Below are 21,807 nucleotides of genomic sequence, written 5' to 3'. Positions count from 1 at the left end.
ATAAATCAAAATATAAATTTTAATCTCCTCTCATTTTTTATTCAGTATACAAATTACACGATAAATTTGATTCGTTTGTTTTTGATTTAATTCACAAAACTGATAAAATTGGTTAAATATCTAGCAATTTATGATATTATTAACCTAATTTATAACGTACAGGGGAAGTAACATGGAAAAATTAGTCATCGAATTATTAAAACCAGTAACCTTGCAAAAAGAGAACTGCGATCCTCTCATTTTTGAACAAGGGACTATTTTAAAAGTCGTTATGCACACACCGACTAGTCTGCTTGTATCAGACGATTCAGACTTCAATTTCACTGTTTCTTTGCAAGATGAAAATAAAGTTTGGCGTGAACTCTAATTTCATTAGATTTTTCTAGTGATTAAAACGCGTAATTTAGAGACCTCAACTTGAGTATGACTTCCCCGCAAACTCAAGTTTGAGAATTCTGATGCGCCCGCAATAATAGATAAAATAAAAATAACATTTGGCTCACATCAAAGCATTTAAATAACCTGCATGAAATTAAAAATTCCTTTTAAAACCTCTGCTGCTGATCAAAGCGATAAAAACAGATAGATTCTTTATTCATTTTAAACGTAAAAATTCCATCTATTTCTCATCTATTCAGTATTAATCCAACTTAAATAAAAATCCATTTAACCCTATGATGATGAATGAATTTTATTAGTATTTAAGCGTACTCATAAAACTTAACGCTGAAAACAGCCAGATAAACAGCACAAAGCTGCGTTCCTGATTAAAATGATTCAGATCCGTACCATGCAGAATGTTATGACGAGTCATGGTTACATTAGAGCTTGAATCCATTTTATAGGCAGCAAGTTCAGTAAAATAAGGATTCAATTCAGTAGCAATTTTCGACTTATGCCATAGACTTTTAATCTCGTTGCCTTTTAGACCCGGAACTATTTTATACACATCAACAAACTTGGTGCCGTTTTGTTTTAAGAAACCGGTTTTGATTAAAACATCAGTCAAGATCCCTTCAAGCTGTGCATAGACGTTTGGGATACAACCGCTATAGAAGCCAAGCTTGTACATTTTAAAACTTTCAAGCAGAACCAAACGGCGCTGAGCTTTAATCTCTTCATCAATCTCTAAAGCATCAAAAGCTTTCAGCATTTCGCTTTGAAAGTTTTCGCTGTTAATGATGTCGAGTAAATTGAATTGTTCAACATCTTCAAACTGATGAATTGCCGGCCAAAAATGCATGAGGTTTAAAGCATCATTGGCAAACTTTGCGCCAATCGGTTGATCTAGCTTATCTGCTAAGACTTGAAAGTAAGCATCTTGCTCTGCTAAGCCCAATAAGGTCTTAATTAAAAATGTATGTTCATCAGCAGAGATATCCTCAAGGTATTGCTCAGCATCTTTTAAAATCTGACTGCCCAATTGTTTTTGACTCGCAGCATTTTGTTTAATGCGCGTGACAGGTTGGTCGTAATCAAAATCATCTTCTTCAATCATGAACTGTTTACTCTTGGCACATTGCTAAGTGGCTATTATCACAGGTATTCAATACAGCATATAGCGCTAGAAGATAAATACTATGACAAATGACTGAATCCCAATAGAGATTCACTTAATGTCATAAACACTGAATAATAGTTCACCTGAATTAGACATTGCCCAATGCAGATGGCCCATGTTTTGAGGGTATCGGGACGATCTTAAATTTTTCGGCCTTTCTAGCTCCTTCAATCATGTTCTGACTGAAGGAGCTTTTAAGTTGAAAGCATTATTTATGATTTTTATTTTGGTCAGGCTTGTTTTGCTCAAATTGATCGGTTTTATCATGATCCTTTTTGGAGGCATCTTTGTCATTGCTCTGAGCTGAGTTCTGGTCTTTGTCCTTATTGTCCTTGGACGAAGAATCCTGATCGTGCTTTTTCGGCTCACCTGACTGAGATTGATCTTCTCCTTTCATTTTACTCATTGTGTCAGTCGCCATCTGTCTCAGCTCACCCAGTTTGACACTGGCTTCACTCACTAACTCGGTAATTTTCTGTTTGGTGTCTTCAAACTTATGCAGGGCCTCATCTTTGAAATGTGCCATACGGTCCTGCTGATCTGACTGATTTGCCGATTTATTTTCCGAGGTATGATCGGTTTTAGCCTGTTTAGAGTCACCAGAACTTTGTTCACCATTTTGCTGACTGTCTGACTTGCTATTTTTTAGCTCATTCAGAATCTTTTCGCCTTTTTTCAGTAGTTCCTCACCAATGGCGATCGCCTTCGCTTTTAAGTCATCCATCTTAATGGTTTCAGTTTTTTTATCTGACTTGCCTGACTGAGCTTCTTTAGAATTATCAGAATGATCTTTTTGGTCTGCATGTTAATCATTTGGCTGAGCACTTTGCTTAGCTTCAGACTTTTCATCAGTATTGCTGTTCTGGGCTTCTAGATCTTCCTGATAGGCTTGATTATGCTGTTTATCGATCTGGTTCTGCTTTTGCTCTTTTTCAATTTGATCATTCTGTTCTCGCGCATATTGTTCTTTATCTTGGTTCTGCTTCAAAGTACTGGTCTGGTTATTCTGAGTCATGCGTACCCTCCTGAGGTGTCATGGAAATTATCAGACAATTTTTTTAGCACAAAGCATGCAACGAAGTAGGTGAATTAAGTAAACTGCAACAAAGCCTGTACATATTGTTGCTATTGAGTGCAGGAAGTAGCGCTAACGTAACTCGATCAATTGTTTAATCGTCGCTCATCGGATGATATCGAATTTTGTATTTAAATATTCAGGCCGCTTTATTGGTTGTGCTTCAGCTAAAGCATTTCTTTGTAATCCCCTCTGCATCATGTAAAATTATGGCCCATTGCATAATGAATACGAATGAGAGAGTGAATCCGTGCGTAAAATACTAGTCACCAATGCCCTTCCTTACGCCAATGGCCCGATCCATATGGGTCACCTACTCGGTTATATCCAGGCAGATATCTGGGTTCGTGCCATGCGTGCAATGGGTCATAGTGTGACTTATGTCTGCGCGGATGATGCTCACGGTACAGCCATCATGCTGCGTGCTGAAGCCAATGGTATTGCACCGGAACAACAGATTGCCAATGTGCAAAAAGAACATATCCGTGACTTTGACGGTTTCGGCGTGCATTTTGACCATTATGACTCGACCAACAGCGATGCCAACAAGGCACGCTCGGAAGAGATCTACATTAAAAACCGTGAAGCAGGCAATATTGCAGTTCGCCCTGTGACTCAATTGTTCGACCCGGAAAAAGGCATGTTCCTGTCTGACCGTTTCATTAAAGGCACATGCCCGAAATGTAAAGCGGAAGATCAATATGGCGACTCATGCGAAGTTTGCGGTACAACCTATAACGCAACTGAATTATTAAATCCAAAATCGACTTTAAGCGGTGCAGCGCCTGTAGAAAAATCTTCAGACCATTACTTCTTTAAACTGCCAAACTTTGCTGAATACTTGCAAAAATGGACCCGTGACGAAGGTCGTTTACCAGTTTCTATTGCGAACAAGTTAGATGAATGGTTCGACAATGGCTTAAACGATTGGGATATTTCACGTGATGCGCCTTATTTTGGTTTTGAAATTCCAGATGCGCCAAACAAATACTTCTATGTTTGGGTTGATGCGCCAATCGGCTATATGTCGAGTTTTGAAAATTACATCAAGACCAAACGTCCAGAACTCAGCTTTGATGATTACTGGAAAAAAGACTCTGAAAATGAGGTGTATCACTTCATTGGGAAAGATATCGTTTATTTCCACGCATTGTTCTGGCCTGCGATGCTTGAAGGTGCGAACTACCGTACGCCATCAGGCTTATTTGTGAATGGTTTCTTGACTGTAAATGGTCAGAAGATGTCGAAATCTCGCGGTACCTTCATTAAAGCTGAAACTTACCTACAGCATTTGAACCCTGAATACCTACGTTACTACTTCGCGTCTAAGCTTTCTGACAAAGTTGAAGATTCTGACTTGAACCTGGATGACTTTGTACAAAAAGTGAATTCAGACCTTGTGGGTAAAGTGGTCAACATTGCCAGTCGTTGTGCGAAATTCATCAATACCAAATTTGATAATAAGTTAAGCGCGACTTGTGCAGAGCCTGAACTGGTTCAAAGCTTTATTGATGCGGGTACGTCTATTGCTGCTCAATATGAAGCACGTGAGTTCTCTGCTGCGATTCGTGAAATCATGGCGCTTGCAGACAAAGCCAACCAATATATCGATGAGAAAAAGCCTTGGGCTTTAGCAAAAATTGAAGGCGAAGAACAACAGGTTCATGACGTATGTTCTGTAGGTATCAACCTGTTCCGTCAATTGGCAGTGTATCTGGCTCCTGTACTTCCAACGTTGGCTGAACAGGTTCAAGCCTTCTTGAAATTGGCATCTTTTGACTTTGCTTCTCGTGAAACAATTCTGGTCGGTCATGAAATTGCATTGTTCCAACCGTTAATGCAGCGTGTTGACCCGAAAGCTGTTGCAGCAATGGTCGATGCATCTAAAGATTCTTTAGCTGCCCCTGCTGAAGCACCAAAAGTGGAAAAGAAAAAAGAGAAAGCCAAAGAGAAGAAAGCTGAACCTAAAGTGGGCGAAGCTGAAATCATCGGTATCGAAGACTTTATGAAAGTTGACCTTCGCGTAGCTGAAGTTCTTGAAGCTGCAACTGTTGAAGGTTCTGACAAACTTCTTCAATTGACGTTGAATGTCGGTGAAGCTGAGCCGCGCAATGTATTTAGTGGTATTCGTGAGTTTTACCAACCTGAAGACTTAAAAGGCAAATTGGTGGTGATGGTGGCAAACCTTGCTCCACGTAAGATGCGTTTTGGTATCTCGAATGGTATGGTATTGGCTGCGGGTAATGGCGAAGGTGTTTGGGTGATTTCACCTGAATTTGGTGCTAAACCGGGTGATAAAGTGTCTTAATTGTTAGATTAAGATGAGAAAAAGCCTCTACTGATGTAGGGGCTTTTTTCAATTTTGATAATATTAAAAGAGATGCTTAGGAAAGGATCGTGATTTCAACCTTTATAAGCCTCCTCTTTTATCTGAGACAGTTTAGGTATAAATTTTTCTTCTATTTTGTGTTTTTCAATTCCTTTTGATTTTACTAATTTTTTATTAGTTAAAACTATCAATTTCTCAAACCAATCTTGTTCTTGTAAATATATTTTAGACTGCGAAATAATTTTATATCTATAATTAAGTGCATCTAATACGCTCATTGCATTTTTAAAGTTAATTTTGCAAAGTTGATCTAAAAAATCTTCAACTTCAAAACATTTTAATATTGGATAGTCATAGTATTGATTTGTTAGTTTTTCATAAAATGAATAAGGATCAGTCTGCATTAATTCAAGCAGTTCACTATATCTTTCAGAATTTTTTTCTAAGTACTTCTCTTCATATGCATCTGCGATTTTTTCTAAAAAACTTTTGAAAATGTCCGAATCCCTAGCATACAATCCATACCCTCCTAATTGTTCACTAAGATCAAAATAACTTATACTTTTATATCGATCATCAATATTTACTATTTTTTTGAATCTATTTATAGCTTTATCAAGTAATGGCTCTATTGAAAAATTAATCAACTTTTTTTCACTAAAAAATATCAACATACTAACAGTATGCAGAATATCCGTAACGTCTGTTAATTCTGAATTTTCTATACTTTGCTTCGCTTGTTTTACTAATGCAAAAAAATCTTCATCGCTTAAATTTAAGTAATGCCAAAGTTTGAGCCATACTGGATGATCTTCTTTCAATCGAAAATATGCCTCATATAACTCAGCCTCAATTAAGGCATCAGTAATAATATTTTTATTAAGAATTTGATCCCATAGGTTTTTAGAAAAAATATAATCATTAAAACTCATTTGATACTTTTTCTTAAACTCTTGTGCATCATCACCTTCAAATCCTGATATCGCTTCTGCAATTTTATCTACAGGCTCCTTATTCAGTTTTTCATCTAAATCAGGTTTAAAATTGAATATTTTTTTATCAAACCTTCCTTTCTTATTTTCTAATGAAAGAATCAAAAAAGCTTTCAATAATTTTTCAAAAATTTCATTGTCAAAATCGCCTTTTGGAGAAAAATAATCCTTTTTATAAAATTTTTCAAAAGCAAAAATTGTCTGCTTAAAAGATCTTAAATTTTTATATCCAACCTGATTAAATCTTTGCTTAATTAATTCTAAATTAGAATTTAGAAGATGCTGTAATTCTTGATCTTCAACTTCCATTAGAATGCTTTCAATTGCTAAATCCTGATCTTCTGTATAACTAAAAGTTGCCCCGACTAACTTCTCTTTTTTTCTAGAATATTCATCATTATCTTTAATTTCTTCTTCATTCGACACAATAAGTGTTTTAATATTTTCTTGTTCTACAAAATAATTAATATAGCCAAGTACCTCTTCTTTTTTTAACTCACAACGCTCTAAGTCATCAAAAACTAAAATGAAGTTATCATTAATTTTTAAATAATCTGGTAACTCAATTTTGGGAATCCCACCTGAGATGCTTCCATCAGATTTACTATCACCATCTAAATCAATTTTTACAGTTGCCTTCAGTGTCCCTTTTAAAATTTGACCTGCTAATTTTGCACCTTTACTACCAAGTATTGGATGAATACTTTTAAAAATAGCCTCATCAATCAAAGAGGTTTTAGTAATTCCATTTAAGCTTACATAACAGATCTTTTTTCCCTGATCTTCTTTCTTTTCTAGATATTGCTTTACAAACCATGTCTTCCCACTTCCCCATGCTCCGTTCAATAACACAGCATATTCGAAATTCTTTTTCCCATCGAAGTAATAGTCTAAGTAATCTTCGATATGTTTATTAGGCTCTGAAATATAAGTAGACATACTCTTTGGTTTACTCTTTTTAATTAGAATGAATTGGTTGAATTAAAACTCAATGAAAAATATTTCACAACATGCTAAAAATAATCCATCTTTTTAAAATCAATAAAAACCCCATGAAAAACCTAAAACCCCTCCTTCTCGCTTTAACCCTTGGCACAGCAACCATCACCACGACCCAAGCTGCTGAACCCACCACCATCGAATCTCCAAAACAAGTTGCTGGCTACTACCATCACCAATTCGGCAACACCCAAATCACCGCCCTACTTGATGGTACGCTTTACCTCAACCCAACCATGTTTAAAGACTTAAGTGATACTGAAAAAACCGAGATTCTCAAAAAATATTATGCCGATCAAGCCCAAGGCATCCAAACTTCGGTAAATGCATTTTTGATTAATACAGGCAATCAACTATTGATGGTGGACAGCGGTGCAGCCAGCTGCTTTGGTACGCATTTAGGTTCGATCTATAACAATCTCAAAGCCTCAGGCTACAAACCTGAACAAGTGAACGAGATTTTCCTGACCCACTTACACCCTGACCATGTGTGTGGTATTTCCAATAACGGCGTAGCCAATTATCCAAATGCCACGCTGCACATTGCCAAAACAGAATACGATTACTGGTTAAATCCCAATACCGTGAAGAAACTGCCAAAAGGCAAACAGGCTGCATTTTTAGGCACGGTTGAAAAAATTAAAGCAGCTTTAGCGCCGTATGAAAAAGCCAAAAAAGTGAAAGTGTTTTCTGATAAATCTTTAGCCTTTGGCGGTATCGAATTTAAGCCATCCTTCGGACATACTCCGGGACATTACAGCTTTAAACTCAAAGCTGATGGTCAGGAAGTCGTATTTATTGGCGACATCGTGCATTCCCATACTTTGCAGTTTGACCGTCCTGAGACTGCAATCGAGTTTGATACTGATCCTAAAGCAGCGGTACAAACCCGTTTAAAACACTTTGCCGAATATGCCAAAGACGGTCAGCTCATTGCCGCCCCGCATTTACCTTTCCCCGGTCTTGGCCATATTTACTCTCAAGATGGTAAGAGCTATCAGTGGATTCCGGTACATTTTAAAGATTGATAAAAGATGAATAAAAATAACCCCCTCAATACAGGGGATTATTTTTTGATGAACTGCTGTGACCTAAACCATGATTTTAGTTTCATCGGCAACAAAACGTTTACGTCCGGTTTGTTTGGCTTTAAACAGGTTTTTATCAACCATATTCAGAAAGTGTATTTTGTCATCTTTCTCTGTCGGACAAATACATTTCACCCCCAGACTTAAACTGACATTTTCTGAAATAGGAGAGGCCCGATGGGGTAGTTTTGCCTGATCCATCATGCGAAGTATATCTTCTGCAATTTGAACCGCCCCCTTTAAAGGGGTATCTGGCAACACGATCGCAAATTCCTCGCCCCCATAACGTGCCACTAGGTCACGTGGACGTACACAGCAACTTTCCAGCATCTGTGCAATCTGCTTGATACAGGCATCGCCGATAATATGCCCATTAAAATCATTGTATTGTTTAAAGAAATCGATATCGATCAAAATGACCGACAGGGGCTTTTGTTCACGTATTGCGTTGTTCCATTCACGTGAATAAAAATCATCAAATAAGCGTCGGTTGGCAATTTCAGTTAAACCGTCTTTATAGGAAAATTCTTCCAGCTTACGGTGCAACGCTTTTAATTCTTCTTCCTTTTTCTTACGTTCAGAAATATCAAACATAAAGCCGACTAAACGTTCAACTTCACCATTTTCCTTGCGTACCACATGAACCACATCACGAATCCAGCAATATCCGCCGCTTGCCTTTAAGGCACGATAATCCGCTTCATGATCTATACCCGCGATGGATTGCGACACACAATAATTCAGGACATGATCACGATCATCCCGGTGCATACGGTCTGCCCAGTCCTGCACCGACTTCCATGAATCCTGTTCCCAGCCCAGTAACTTTTCAATTTGAGGACCAATATAACTAAACGTTTTTGTTGCCCAGTCTATGCTCCAGGGTATGGCCAAAGTCGACTCTAATAATGTTTTATAAAACATGTCATTCGACAATTGCTGCTCATCAAACGGATTTTTCGGCATAGGACTACTCTAATTTGAATGGGCAAAAAAATGTCTTCGTATGTTCTGGTTTTAGCATACACGACATTTCAATACTCTCTTGATGACTAGCCTGCTTGAAACAGGTTCCCCAATAAAAACTGCTTTTTCACCACTGAACATTTTTAAATTTCAAGATGATTATTTATTCTACAATTTCTCTCCAAGAAGAAACATATATTTCTAGCTATTTGATTTATTTTCGAAGTAATCCGTATGTTCTGCACTTGGAACCGCTCCCCTCTGTTTTTCTAAAATTTTCAAAACAACACTCAGGATAACATGATGAATAATATTGTTTACTTTGAAATCCAGTCTTCCAATCCAGCCAGAGACATTAATTTTTACCAGTCTGTTTTTGGCTGGGAATTTAGCAAAGTTGCAGATCTGCCGATTGAATATTACCAGATCAAAACTGAAAATATGTCTGGCGGCTTACTGAAACGCTCTGCAGAAGTTCCGCCGACACATTGTGGTACCAATGCTTATACCTGCTCTGTTCTGGTTGAAAATTTCGATGAAGTGACCCAAAAAATTCTGAACGCAGGCGGTCAAATTGCCATGAATAAATTTGCCATTCCCGGACGTTGCTGGCAGGGATATTTTCTCGACCTCGATCACAATACCTTTGGTCTGGTAGAAGCAGATGAAAATGCCCAATAAAAAGGCTTTAAGATTAAATGGATTATCATAAATTATGCGATTACACCTGTGATCAAATGCAGAATAGGCTGCATTATTTATGGTAATTTATAGGCTCATTTTATCCAATGTGATTTGGGGCATTCGTGGCTGTTCATTTTTTGCATACATCAGACTGGCATTTAGGACAGTTCTTTTACAACCATTCACGCCATTATGAACATGAACAGTTTTTAAGCTGGTTAATTGAGCAAATTAAAGAAAAACAACCACATGCCCTACTAATTTCAGGCGATATTTTTGATGTCATCAATCCTGCATCCAGTGCGCAAAAGCAGCTCTATCAATTTTTAGCCGATGTACATGCCATTGCCCCGCATATGCAAACCCTGATGATTGCAGGAAACCATGACTCGGGTTACCGCATTGAACAGGTTGAGCCTTTACTGGAAAAATATAATGCTAAAACGGTCGGAGTGATTCATAAAAATGCTGCTGAACACATTGACCTAGAGCGCTTACTGGTTCCCATTTATGATCAACAGAAACACGTTGTGGCCTGGTGTTTAGCGCTACCCTTTTTACGCCCTGCAGAAATTACCGGTTTTAATGAACATACTACCAATAGCCAAAATGCGATTGCCTATTTGCACCAGCAACTGATTGCCGAAGCAAAAAAACGTAAAACGGATGATCAGGCGCTTATTCTGATGTCACATGCGCATATGCAAGGCGGTGAAACATCCGATTCGGAACGCCCGATTATTATAGGCAATGAAGAAGCCTTATCGACTGCATTATTTGATGACTGTATTGATTATGTCGCGCTGGGGCATTTGCATAAACCGCAAAAAGTCCAGCATGCCCATATTCGTTACAGTGGCTCCCCGATTCCTCTCTCTTTTAGTGAAATCAACTATAAACATCAGATTGTTGAAGTGAATATTGATCCTGCACGTGAAGATGAGTCACGCTTTCAGTTCCAGGCCGTTGCTATTCCGCGCAGTATTCAGCTGCATAAAATTCGCGGTGAATTGAATGAGGTGATACAAAAACTCAAAGCCTTGCCTGAAGGTGAAATTGAAAATATTGATCAGCGTGAATATGTCGATATCGAATATCATACCCTGACGCCCCCACTGCCCAATTTAAGACAACAATTTGAAGAAGCGCTGCCTAAAAACCGTTATCGTCTGGTGCGCATTTCACGGCAATATTTGTCTGCAGAAAATGGCAGCTCCACAATTGCCAAAATTTGCCTGGAACCGCCAACCCCAGAAAAACTATTCCAGCAGATCTGGGAAAAGCAAGGCTATAGCAATGATGAAGATGTTTTTAAAGATTTTATGAGCCTGCTTCACGAAGCACAAAAGTCACTAGAAGAACAACAGATCCATTAAGGGCCATCCATGAAAATTTTATCGATTCGTATAAAAAATTTGGCCTCCCTTTCAGGTGAACATTTTATTGATTTTGAAAGTGAACCTTTAGCCAGTGCAGGTTTGATTGCCGTGGTAGGCAAAACCGGTGCCGGAAAATCCACGATTTTAGATGCCATGTGTCTGGCTCTCTTTAATAAAATTCCACGTTTAAAAGACAGCGACGGAAAACTGGTCGATGTAGACGGTTCAGAGTTATTGACCAACTCACCTTTGACAGTTTTGCGCCGGGGCACCGCGCATGGCTTTGCCGAAGTCTGCTTTGTCGCACAGGACCAGAAACGCTATCTTGCGCGCTGGGAGCTGAAACGTTCACGTGAAAAAGTCGATGGCAAACTGCAAAGTGTACAGCGTTATTTAACCTGCCTGACCGATGGCGTTGTGATTGCCGATAAAGCCAAAGCTGTCGATGCCAGTATCCACAAAATCAGCCAGCTCAGTTTTGAACAATTTACCCGCGCAGTTCTGCTGGCCCAATCCGAAGTCACGGCATTTTTAAAAGCCCGTGATAATGAACGCGGTGAATTACTGGAATATCTGACCAATTCCAACATCTTTGGCAAAATTGGCCAGCTGGCTTATGAAAAAACCAAGCTGATTGCCAATCAGCGTAAAGAACTGGAAAATATCTTAGGACATATTGAACTGCTTTCCGAAGAGCAAGTCTCTGATCATCAAACACAATTAGCCGAAACACAACAACAGCTCACGCAACTGGAAACTGAAAAGCACAAGCTGAATCAGCAGCAGCAATGGTTTGAACGTAAGCTGCAACTTGAAAAAGATATTCAAGCCCGCCAACAACAACTTGCAGCCCAACAACTGCAATATCAGCAATTGGCGAGTGAACGTGAACAACTCAAACAACTTGAAGTATTTGCTTCAATTCGCCCGAGTGTGATTCAACAGCATAAGGTTCAATCTGATCTGCAAAAACTGCATCCACAGCTGCAAACTACCGAACAACATTTCGCTACTATTCAACAGCGCCATGAACTGGAAAAAGTGCAATTTCAAACTGTAGATGAGCAGTTCAAAGCACAGCAAACTTTTGAACAGACCCATCAGCAAACCATAGACCAGGTTCGCCAATGCATTCAGGAACGTGAATATATTGGTCAGCAGTTCAAAGATTCCCATGGCAAAATTTTGCAGCTCAAACAGGAGCAACAACCTTTACTCGATCAGCAAAACCAGCTCAAGCAACAGCTTGAACAGCTCAAGCAACAACACCAACAGCAAGCCCATGTACTGATTCAAACCGAGCAATTCAAAACTCTGGATGATGGTTTAAAAGCACATTTAAACCCATTGCAACGCTTTATCCAGCAATATCAAAACTTTGAACAAGCCTATGGTTCAGTTCATTCTGCGGCCACTCAACTTGAGCAAAAGCAGCAACAACTCTCCTCATTGCAACAACAATTTGGACAGGATGAACAGATCAGTGCGCAGCTTTCGGCACAACGCCAAAGTCGTGAAAACCAGCTCAAACAGAGTCATCAGCTCAGTCTGGTTCAAAGCCAGTTCAAGCAATATGTTCAGATCAACATAGAGCAACAGCAGGTTCAAGCAAGATGCACGGAACTTACGCAATTAGTTGCAGATTTAAAAACACAAGTAGCGCAAGCTGAATTGAAATATCAATCTCAACAGCAAGAACGCGAAACTTTACAACGCGTTCTACAACAACAGCGTTTATTGCATGCAGAAAATATCGAAAAGCTGCGTGAACAGCTGATTGACGGCGAAGCTTGTCTGGTCTGTGGCAGTACGGCACATCCTTACAAACAAGACCATAAAACCCTGTCTGATGAATTGATGCAGCTACAGCAACAACAAGAACAGCAAGCCATACAGCTGGAAAAGGAAAGCTTTGAGGCATGGCAAAAAGTGCAACACAGTTTGACGCAGCAAAGTTCAGCTTTAGAACAGCATCAGCAGCGATTCAAACAATTAGCGCATGAAACCCTCAACGTTCAGCAACAATTACAATCCTTGGCTGATAGTGTACAAATCACACTTGATTTTGCTCAATCATCGGAGCTGATTGAGCAACAGCTTGTTCAGTCTGCACAAGCGCTACAAGACAATGTGGATAAGATTGAACAACAACTGCTGCTATTAGAACGCACTCAACAAGAGCAGCGTGCTTTAATCCAAAACATTCAGCACATCCAGCAACAGCTTTCGAGTGTGCATCAGGCTGAGCAAAATATTCAGTACATTATTGATCTGCTTTCAGCTGAACAAAAACAGGCCTGGTCGGTTCAAACCTTGGTCACTGCTTCTGCACTGGCACAGCAATTAAGCCAACGGGCAGAGCTGCTACAAGCCTTGGAAAGTTTGGCTAAACAGATAACTGAACAACAGCAGCATCTCAATACACTCGATCAAAAAGTGAATTTTGGTGTTGAGCAAATTGCTGCAACTGAAAAATTAAAAGCAGATTTGCAACGCAAAGGACAGGAAAATACCGAACAGGCGCTGCAACTGATTTTCAACATGTCACAGAAACAGGTTGAAAAACCTCATGACTGGCTCAGTGAATACGATGCAGAAAGAAAAATTTTACAGCTGCAATTCAACCAAGTTCGCCATAGTTATGATCAAGTTCGTCAGCAGTTCATTGAACAACAACGCCAGCTCGATCAATTCAAAACACAGCTGGCACAACTTGAAGCTCAACAGTCCACTGCAAATTTAGAAATCCAGCATTGGCTTGCTCAACATAACGATTTCAATCTGACTGTACTGAAACAGCTTAAGCAGATTTCCAATGAACAAGAACAACATATCCGTCAGGTTGTTCAGGCCTCTGAACGCAACCTGACTGATGCACAATCGGCAGTCAACACCTTACAGCAGCAGCAACTGCAACATCTTGTTCAGCAGCCTGAAATTGACTTTAAACAATTACAGCAAAAACTTAATGAACTGGTGCAACAACTGAAAGATGCCCAGGCTTTACGTGATGCACACAATATCAAACTAGAACTGCATCAGCGCAATTTGGCCAAGCAACAGCAGTTCGCCGAACGTATTCAGCAAATTCAAACCGAAGAACATCGTTGGGGCAAAATTTCAGGACTGATGGGTGATGCCAGCGGTAAAAAATTCCGTGATTATGCCCAGCAATACAATCTGGATATCTTGATTGAACATGCCAACCAGCAACTGGCCCTGCTGTCACAGCGCTATACGCTGAAGCGCCTGGAGCACTCCTTGAGTCTGGCTATTATTGATCACGACATGGATGGAGAAACCCGTTCGGTTGCTTCACTTTCAGGTGGAGAATCCTTCCTGACTGCCCTTGCCTTGTCACTTGCCATTGCCAATATGGCCTCAGGCTCGATGAAAATTGAATCCTTATTTATTGATGAAGGCTTCGGCACGCTGGATGCCTCTTCTTTACACATGGTCATGAATGCACTGGATCAACTGCAAAATCAGGGCCGTAAAGTGGTGCTGATCTCGCATATTCAGGAAATGCACGAACGAATCCCCGTGCAGATTCAGGTTAAACCTTTGGGTGCTGGGGCAAGTACCATTGAGATTGTGGGATAAAATTTAAAAACTCATCCCCAAAAGCATAAAAAAGCCTAGATCATCTTCTAGGCTTTTTTATCAGGCAAGCGTCGGTCAGGCGATGGGACGCAATGTCAAAATCTGTTCACTGCGCCCAAAGGGGCCATGCACATCATGCAGTACCGAACTGCTCAGGCCAATACCATCTTCTCCATATTGCTGCATGGTTTCCAGACCCAACCATTGGCCCTGGGGCAAACGGTGCATATGGATTTGCAAATCCAGATTAGGAAAGCCCCAGCTAAATGGCCAATCCTGACGCGGTACAATGCCATTGGCGGTATCCACCATCCCCATTAAACGCACAAAATCGCTCGTGGACTCATCCTCAACCATGTCATGCTGGGTTCGTAACCAAACGATGCCCTTACCTGCACGGCGCTGATGGCTTCTGGCTTCTATCGACTGGATATAGCCACCCGGCCACTGGCGGATTCCTTCCCAGATCGGTGCAGCTTCAGGCCCAGTTGCATGTGCATCTTCCAGACCTTTTACTGACTGGCTATGTTGCGTCATCATGCGCCAAGTCCTGGCCACAATACAGGTTTTACCCTGCGACTTCATTTCCGACTCAATCAGCTCAATGGTTTTTCCGGGGCGAATCACTTTGGTGCTGACACTAAACGCTCCAGCAGGAATCAGACCTAAAATATCCAGGCTGATACGGCCAATACGCATATCTTGACGTGGCATGAAACGGTCTAATTCCGCACAGATAATGCCTGTGGCCGGTGCCATGTGTTGCTCATGCTCATTCCACGCACCTTGTGCCAGTATTGTTGAGCGATAATGGGCGGTAACTTCCCCGGTTGCATCCGTATTTCGCTCAATCAGTTGATAATATGCTGCCATACACTTCCCTATTTTTCCTGTCGAATAAATGGTTTCTTATTGAGATTATTCCTTTAGATTGTTATTTTTGTACCCAAATTTAGTGGAAAGTTCAATTTTTAAAACAAAAACTGAACCCTAAAGTTCAGTTTTCAAAATCATCAGCATTGATGTTTTCGCGATTTATTTTGAATAATCCCGTGCACCAAACAGTGCAGTTCCTACACGAACCATGGTCGAACCCGCAGCAATCGCTTGCTGCATATCCCCCGACATTCCCATACTTAAGGTATCCCAATCTTCAGGCTGTGCATGCTCAGCTTTTACACTTTCAAATAATGCACGAGCATCTAAAAATGCCTGATGATTATTCGGTGCGGGAATCACCATCAAACCACGTAACTTTAAATGGGGCAGCCGGCTGATTTGTCTAACCAGGTCTGCAACCTCACTCGGCTGACAACCATCTTTAGTGTCCTGCCCATCGATATTCACTTGCAAACAGATATTCAACGGCGCTTGTGTAGCTTCGCGCTGGTTGGATAAACGCTCTGCAATAATCAGACGGTCTACGCCATGCACCCAGGCGAACCTCTCTGCCAGATGTTTAGTCTTATTACGCTGCACATGACCAATAAAGTGCCATTCAATATCCAGATCACTTAAAGATTCAATTTTATCCAATGCCTCTTGTAAATAATTTTCTCCAAATGCACGTTGTCCGGTCTGGTACATCTCCCGTAAAGACTCACTTGGATGCGTCTTCGAAACAGCCAGTAACTGTACGCTTCCCGCATTGCACCGGGCTTGTTTACAGGCCTCTTCAATTTGCTGTATAACTTGATTTCGTGGGTGTTGAAGACTATTCATTGACGAGGTTCTCATTTCATTCATCTTTTTTTGCCTGCCCCTGCAACTAACTGTTGGTTAAGCTTGGGGAAAGCCTTATTATTCTATCAAAATAAATAACATTTAAATGAACTCGGGGAAATTATGGATATCACTGAACTTTTAGCATTTTCAGCTAAAAACGGGGCATCAGATTTACACTTATCTGCCGGGATGCCGCCACTGATCCGTGTCGATGGCGAAGTTCGCCGTATTAACTTGCCGGCTTTGGAACATAAAGAAGTACACAAACTTGTGTATGACATTATGAATGATAAACAGCGTCGTGATTTTGAAGAAAAATTAGAGACTGACTTTTCATTTGAAGTGCCAGGCGTAGCCCGTTTCCGTGTGAATGCATTTAACCAGAACCGTGGTGCAGGTGCCGTGTTCCGTACCATTCCTTCAAAAGTACTCACCATTGAAGATTTAGGCATGGGTCAAATCTTTAAAGATATTTGTAATTACCCACGCGGTATTGTACTGGTGACCGGACCTACAGGTTCGGGTAAATCGACCACACTTGCCGCGATGGTCGACTATATTAACGACCAGCGTTATGACCATATCCTGACGGTAGAAGACCCGATCGAATTTGTACACGAATCTAAAAAATGTCTGGTCAACCAGCGTGAAGTGCATCGTGATACCCATGGCTTTAACGAAGCATTACGTTCTGCCCTGCGTGAAGACCCGGATATTATTTTGGTCGGTGAGATGCGTGACCTTGAAACCATCCGTTTGGCATTGACTGCCGCTGAAACCGGTCACTTGGTATTCGGTACACTGCATACCACCTCTGCAGCAAAAACCATTGACCGTGTGATTGACGTCTTCCCTGCTGAAGAAAAAGACATGGTACGTGCCATGTTGTCTGAATCCTTACAGGCTGTAATTTCACAAACCCTGCTCAAGAAAAATGGTGGTGGTCGTGTCGCTGCACACGAAATCATGATTGGTATTCCTGCAATTCGTAACCTGATCCGTGAAAACAAAGTGGCACAAATGTATTCTGCCATTCAAACCGGTGCTAACTACGGCATGACTACGCTTGATCAAAGTTTAAAAACCTTGGTCTCTAAAGGCATCATCAGTTCGCAAACTGCGCGCACCATGGCGAAACAGCCAGAAGCATTCCTATAAGTTTAAAACGGATTGGGGTTCTTATTATGGATTTTAATGATTTACTCAATTTGATGATTCAACAACAGGCATCTGACTTGTTTATTACGGCTGATGTTGAACCATCCATGAAAATTAATGGCCAGATTCTGCCCATCGCAAAGACCAAGCTGACTGGCGAAATTGTTGGACAACTTTTAAACTCAATAATGAGTGAAAAGCAACGTAAAGAATTTGCTGAAACTCGCGAATGTAACTTTGCCATCAGCAACCGCGACAAAACTGCCCGTTTCCGTGTCAGTGCATTTCAACAACGCGATGAACCCGGTATGGTATTGCGTCGTATCGAAACTGTCATTCCAACCATGGAACAGCTGAAGTTACCACCTATTTTAAAAGAATTGGCCATGACCAAGCGCGGTATCATTATGTTCGTGGGTGCGACAGGTACAGGTAAATCCACTTCTTTAGCATCTATTATTGGCTATCGCAATCAAAATTCAAAGGGTCATATCATTACCATTGAAGACCCGATTGAATTTATCCATGAACATGCAGGCTGCATTATTACCCAGCGTGAAGTGGGCATTGATACCGACTCTTTTGAAGTTGCTTTGAAAAATACCTTACGTCAGGCACCCGATGTCATTTTGATTGGTGAGATCCGTTCGCGCGAAACCATGGATTATGCGATTGCCTTTGCTGAAACCGGCCATCTGGTATTTGCTACCCTACACGCCAACAATGCCAACCAGGCGATTGACCGTATTATTCACTTCTTTGAAGCAGACCGTCACAATCAACTGTTTATGGACTTGTCCCTCAATTTAAGAGCGATCGTGGCGCAGCAGCTGATTCCAACCGTAGATGGAAAATCACGTCGTGCCGCTATTGAAATCCTGATCAACTCACCTTTAATTTCAGACCTGATCCGTAAAGGTGATGTTCATGAAATTAAAGACCTGATGAAACGTTCACGTGAGCTGGGAATGCAAACCTTTGACCAGGCACTGTTTGACCTCTACAAAGCCAAACAGATTACTTATAAAGATGCATTGAAACATGCGGATTCCCCTAACGATCTGCGTTTGCAAATCAAGTTGTCGGAAGAAGGTGGCGACCGCTTAATGCGCGCCAGTTCGAATATTACTTTCGATGGTCAGGCTTAAGGCTCGGATTAAGATGCAAAAAAAAACAGGCTTCATTTGAAGCCTGTTTTTTTTGAACTGATTCCAGGTCAGTATTATTTTTTACGTAATGCGTCTTGGCATTCAGCTGCATCACAATAACCATACAGATTCAAAGAATGACCGGTTAAAGTAAAGCCAAATTTTTCGGCAACTTCATGTTGTTCATGCTCAATCACGTCGTTGGTAAATTCAACCACTTTATTGCAATTTTGGCAGACAATATGGTCGTGATGATCTTCTTGCATAATTTCGAAAACTGAATGATTATTTTCAAAATGATGACGCTGGATAATACCTGCAGCTTCAAACTGTGTTAACACGCGATACACAGTTGCTAAACCGACATCTTCACCCTGTTCAAGTAAAGTCTTATAAATATCTTCTGCGCTTAAATGATGTTGTCTTGAATTTTCTAATAATTCTAATATTTTTATTCGTGGAAGCGTAACTTTAAGTCCAGCTTTGCGTAAATCTTGATTTGAAATAGGCATGTAAAAGGGTCTCTCAACAAATTTAAAGTTGGAATATGCAACAAAGTTAAGATGCAGTATGATCTATCCGTGGATCAAATGCATCATAATTAATTTGGGATAGTGTAGCAAAATGCAAAAAATCATGTTGACGTTATTCGTCACTTCACTGCTCGCAGGCTGTTCGACCTTGGGCGTTTATAAAGTTGATATTCCTCAAGGAACACCATTAACTCAAGCACAAGCATCAAAAATTCAAGTCGGTATGAGCCACCAACAAGTTCGCTTTTTGCTAGGCAGTCCAACGGTCACAGATCCAATGAATCCTTTACGTTGGGACTATATCTACAACTACACCCCAGGAACTTATGCTAAAAAAGCCAACATTCCTGCAGCACATGGTCAACATTTAAAAATTTACTTCGATCAAACCGGTACGGTGCAAAAGATTGAAGGTCTAGAAACTATTCCAGAATCTCAACCCGGCTTACCAGGTTCAAAAGAAGCGATTTTAACTGCGCCCCCACTATAGACGCTTTAAAATAAAAATAAACCCCTCATTGAGGGGTTTTTCTTATGACTTCAATTGTTTAAAGCGATTTCCGCGACAGTAACGTCCAACCGGGTTGGCTGCTGCACGTTTGCGTCGAATATCCTTCGGATTGATAGTTAGCGGTCGATAAATCTCGACACGGTCACCAGCTTGTAAAATATGGTGCAAATCTTTCAGGCGCATGCCGAAAATTCCCAAAGCAAGCGGTTCTGCCAAATCAACCTGTACCCGAATACCACTTTGTTCAATCGCCTCTAAAGCGGTCATGCCTTGCTGAAAAGGCACCGCAATATGAAACTGTTGCTGCGGTGCTGCATAGGCGACCCAAACCTGTTGTAACTCACTCATTAGAACAATTGTCCAATGATTGCGATCATTGCCAAAATAATCGAAACAGGTAACACTACACGAACGGCAATACGCCACAGGTTATAAAATAACTCATTGCTGAAATTCATCGCTTTACGCAGATGGCTAATTTTCATGATCCATCCAGCAAAAATGGCATAGATCAGGCAGATTGCTAAACCCCAAAGCATCAGCAGGCTATTGAAAACTGGAGTGATGGCTGGAATAGCCCAGACAAATACCGCCACTAAAACAACCAGCCATTGAATCACGATATTCAACTGACGGTGCAACAACTGTTCACGTGCCATTTGCAATAACAATGCCGCAGCACTGACCACCGCAACAGAGAAAGTAAAACTTGGAATCTGAGCATTAGCCGAAAAGAAACCAAAAGCGATTACAGCCATTAACTGTGCAATCCAGATCGGCAATACGGTTTTAGTTGCAATATCTTGCTGTTTCACCACGGCTAAGTTACTTTGCCAATACAGGCCCATGCCTAAACCACTTGCAACCAGTGCCAATACGGTTGCACTGCCCCACTCACTAAACTCTACAGGGGTGACATGCCAAGTCGGTAAAGCTGTGCCCATGATATTTGAAAGGATCAACGAAGCAAAAACACCCACTACGCTTAAAGCAAGAATAATTTTTCGCGGGGCAAATGAAACTAAAACGGCAACAATTGCCAGACCCATAAAGAGCAGGTTGGGCGCAATGCCATTTAGGGCAAACTGTGCCAATAATTGACTGGCATTCGACAACATGCCACCTGCCAAGAAAGGTATAAAGACCACTGCCAACCAGCCGACAATACGCCATTTCTGTGAAGCATCTGCATCACGTGTCAAACTGGACAATGCATTTAAAGCTGTCGTTTTAGAGCGTTTTGCCAAAGCAATTTCTAAATAGCAGATCGGTAATGCCAAAATAAGCATAGTACCTATCCACAACAACCAAAAATCAAGTTGGCGATCAAGCTGAATCCCTACAATCGGTGCCAAGGTGGCAATGATGATAAAAGATAAGCAAAATGCCATCAGCGGTGATAGCCATCGTGTCATAGCATTGTCCTGCATGATGCGTTCCTAAAAAAAGTCTGTCGCTATTTTGCCTTTGTCATAGGTGAAAATCAAAAAGAAAAAGCAAACCATCATAACTGATGATTTGCCGCGCAAGATTATTATCTTTTTTAATTGTTGTTATCTCGTTTAACTTTTATGAGAAAAAACGAGTAAACCAGTTTTTACCTTTTTTCTGTTCTTTTTCTTTAATGATGCCCATCATGTTTTCTTTTACCGCACCCACATAATCAGCGTCATCGTGCTGAATATGATTGATCAGCCATTTTGAAAGCACTTCATGTAATTCCGCTTCAATCGTCTGTCCCATTTCAAAGCGGCTACGATACGATTCAATCTTTTTAATAAATAAATCATGCACACGCTTATGCGGCACCCGATATTTATAACCTGCTTCTTCCTGCAATGACTCTTCAAAAGTAAAATGCGACTGGGTGTAATCAATGATATTATCCAGAATCTGTTTAATATGGGCACGATCAATATGTTCAGAACAGTCGTCAATTTCATTAATATAATCAAGAATCCGTTTATGCTGATCGTCAATCACATCGATACCAGTATTATATTCTGAAATCCATTTCATTTTCATTACGACCACCTATCAGATATAAACGATTAAT

18 protein-coding genes and 1 pseudogene are annotated in these 21,807 nt (G+C 40.6%); 9 read left to right on the top strand and 10 right to left on the bottom strand.

The window, feature by feature from the left end; all coding sequences use genetic code 11:
* The first annotated feature begins 172 nt into the window (after positions 1–172).
* Complete coding sequence (locus B9T29_RS06805; RefSeq protein WP_086175206.1) at positions 173–367, top strand: hypothetical protein; 195 nt, start codon at positions 173–175, stop codon at positions 365–367.
* Positions 368–694: 327 nt separating this feature from the next.
* Here B9T29_RS06805 and B9T29_RS06800 read toward each other — a convergent pair whose 3' ends face one another.
* Positions 695–1,498: a hypothetical protein gene (locus B9T29_RS06800; RefSeq protein WP_086175205.1), complete on the bottom strand. Its 804-nt coding sequence runs from the start codon at positions 1,496–1,498 to the stop codon at positions 695–697.
* A gap of 271 nt (positions 1,499–1,769) precedes the next feature.
* Positions 1,770–2,576: pseudogene (locus tag B9T29_RS16770) on the bottom strand (hypothetical protein).
* A gap of 310 nt (positions 2,577–2,886) precedes the next feature.
* On the opposite strand from B9T29_RS16770, the gene metG reads away from it, so the two are divergent.
* A complete protein-coding gene (metG, locus tag B9T29_RS06790; protein WP_086175204.1) occupies positions 2,887–4,944 on the top strand; it encodes a methionine--tRNA ligase in 2,058 nt (685 codons plus the stop codon).
* 95 nt (positions 4,945–5,039) lie between these two features.
* Here the strand turns inward: metG and B9T29_RS06785 are convergent, their stop codons facing one another.
* Entirely contained in the window at positions 5,040–6,896 is a 1,857-nt protein-coding gene (locus B9T29_RS06785) for a P-loop NTPase fold protein (protein ID WP_086175203.1), read from the bottom strand.
* Positions 6,897–7,009: 113 nt separating this feature from the next.
* On the opposite strand from B9T29_RS06785, the gene B9T29_RS06780 reads away from it, so the two are divergent.
* Positions 7,010–7,984 (top strand): MBL fold metallo-hydrolase, encoded by a 975-nt coding sequence (locus B9T29_RS06780; RefSeq protein ID WP_213033297.1) that lies wholly within the window; start codon positions 7,010–7,012, stop codon positions 7,982–7,984.
* A 63-nt stretch (positions 7,985–8,047) separates the two neighbouring features.
* Here the strand turns inward: B9T29_RS06780 and B9T29_RS06775 are convergent, their stop codons facing one another.
* A complete protein-coding gene (locus tag B9T29_RS06775) occupies positions 8,048–9,010 on the bottom strand; it encodes a diguanylate cyclase (RefSeq protein ID WP_086175201.1) in 963 nt (320 codons plus the stop codon).
* Between the two features lie 303 nt (positions 9,011–9,313).
* On the opposite strand from B9T29_RS06775, the gene B9T29_RS06770 reads away from it, so the two are divergent.
* The 3 genes from B9T29_RS06770 (at position 9,314) to B9T29_RS06760 (ending at position 14,676) form a co-directional block, all read left to right on the top strand.
* Positions 9,314–9,691 (top strand): VOC family protein, encoded by a 378-nt coding sequence (locus B9T29_RS06770; RefSeq protein ID WP_086175200.1) that lies wholly within the window; start codon positions 9,314–9,316, stop codon positions 9,689–9,691.
* Positions 9,692–9,816: 125 nt separating this feature from the next.
* Positions 9,817–11,070 carry an exonuclease SbcCD subunit D C-terminal domain-containing protein gene (locus tag B9T29_RS06765; protein ID WP_086175199.1) on the top strand — a complete coding sequence of 418 codons (1,254 nt, stop codon included), beginning with the start codon at positions 9,817–9,819 and terminating at the stop codon, positions 11,068–11,070.
* A 9-nt stretch (positions 11,071–11,079) separates the two neighbouring features.
* Positions 11,080–14,676, top strand: a complete 3,597-nt coding sequence (locus B9T29_RS06760; protein WP_086175198.1) for an AAA family ATPase — start codon at positions 11,080–11,082, stop codon at positions 14,674–14,676.
* A gap of 75 nt (positions 14,677–14,751) precedes the next feature.
* Here B9T29_RS06760 and B9T29_RS06755 read toward each other — a convergent pair whose 3' ends face one another.
* Both B9T29_RS06755 and B9T29_RS06750 read right to left on the bottom strand, forming a co-directional pair.
* A complete protein-coding gene (locus tag B9T29_RS06755) occupies positions 14,752–15,549 on the bottom strand; it encodes a thioesterase family protein (protein WP_086175197.1) in 798 nt (265 codons plus the stop codon).
* Positions 15,550–15,711: 162 nt separating this feature from the next.
* Positions 15,712–16,398, bottom strand: a complete 687-nt coding sequence (locus B9T29_RS06750) for a YggS family pyridoxal phosphate-dependent enzyme (RefSeq protein ID WP_086175196.1) — start codon at positions 16,396–16,398, stop codon at positions 15,712–15,714.
* 123 nt (positions 16,399–16,521) lie between these two features.
* Between B9T29_RS06750 and B9T29_RS06745 the strand changes: the two genes are divergently transcribed.
* Both B9T29_RS06745 and B9T29_RS06740 read left to right on the top strand, forming a co-directional pair.
* Positions 16,522–17,559: a type IV pilus twitching motility protein PilT gene (locus tag B9T29_RS06745; RefSeq protein ID WP_086175195.1), complete on the top strand. Its 1,038-nt coding sequence runs from the start codon at positions 16,522–16,524 to the stop codon at positions 17,557–17,559.
* A 26-nt stretch (positions 17,560–17,585) separates the two neighbouring features.
* On the top strand, positions 17,586–18,707 hold the full coding sequence (locus B9T29_RS06740; protein ID WP_086175194.1) for a PilT/PilU family type 4a pilus ATPase: 1,122 nt from the start codon (positions 17,586–17,588) through the stop codon (positions 18,705–18,707).
* Between the two features lie 74 nt (positions 18,708–18,781).
* Here the strand turns inward: B9T29_RS06740 and fur are convergent, their stop codons facing one another.
* The gene (fur, locus tag B9T29_RS06735) at positions 18,782–19,219 is read right to left on the bottom strand and encodes a ferric iron uptake transcriptional regulator (protein WP_086175193.1); all 438 of its coding nucleotides are present in this window, start codon (positions 19,217–19,219) and stop codon (positions 18,782–18,784) included.
* Between the two features lie 112 nt (positions 19,220–19,331).
* On the opposite strand from fur, the gene B9T29_RS06730 reads away from it, so the two are divergent.
* Positions 19,332–19,730, top strand: coding sequence for an outer membrane protein assembly factor BamE (locus B9T29_RS06730; RefSeq protein WP_086175192.1), 399 nt, complete (start codon positions 19,332–19,334; stop codon positions 19,728–19,730).
* 42 nt (positions 19,731–19,772) lie between these two features.
* On the opposite strand, the gene B9T29_RS06725 is transcribed toward B9T29_RS06730, so the two are convergent.
* The 3 genes from B9T29_RS06725 to B9T29_RS06715 form a co-directional block, all read right to left on the bottom strand.
* Positions 19,773–20,099, bottom strand: a complete 327-nt coding sequence (locus B9T29_RS06725; RefSeq protein WP_086175191.1) for an RnfH family protein — start codon at positions 20,097–20,099, stop codon at positions 19,773–19,775.
* On the bottom strand, positions 20,099–21,181 hold the full coding sequence (locus B9T29_RS06720) for a hypothetical protein (protein ID WP_086175190.1): 1,083 nt from the start codon (positions 21,179–21,181) through the stop codon (positions 20,099–20,101). The genes B9T29_RS06725 and B9T29_RS06720 overlap by 1 nt, the downstream gene beginning before the upstream one ends.
* A 139-nt stretch (positions 21,182–21,320) precedes the next feature.
* Complete coding sequence (locus tag B9T29_RS06715) at positions 21,321–21,776, bottom strand: bacteriohemerythrin (protein ID WP_086175189.1); 456 nt, start codon at positions 21,774–21,776, stop codon at positions 21,321–21,323.
* Between the last annotated feature and the right edge of the window lie 31 nt (positions 21,777–21,807).

The organism is Acinetobacter sp. ANC 3903 (assembly GCF_002135315.1).
Lineage (GTDB): Bacteria > Pseudomonadota > Gammaproteobacteria > Pseudomonadales > Moraxellaceae > Acinetobacter.
The sequence above is the reverse complement of the archived record's forward strand: the minus strand, read 5'-3'. Positions and strand labels throughout refer to the sequence as shown.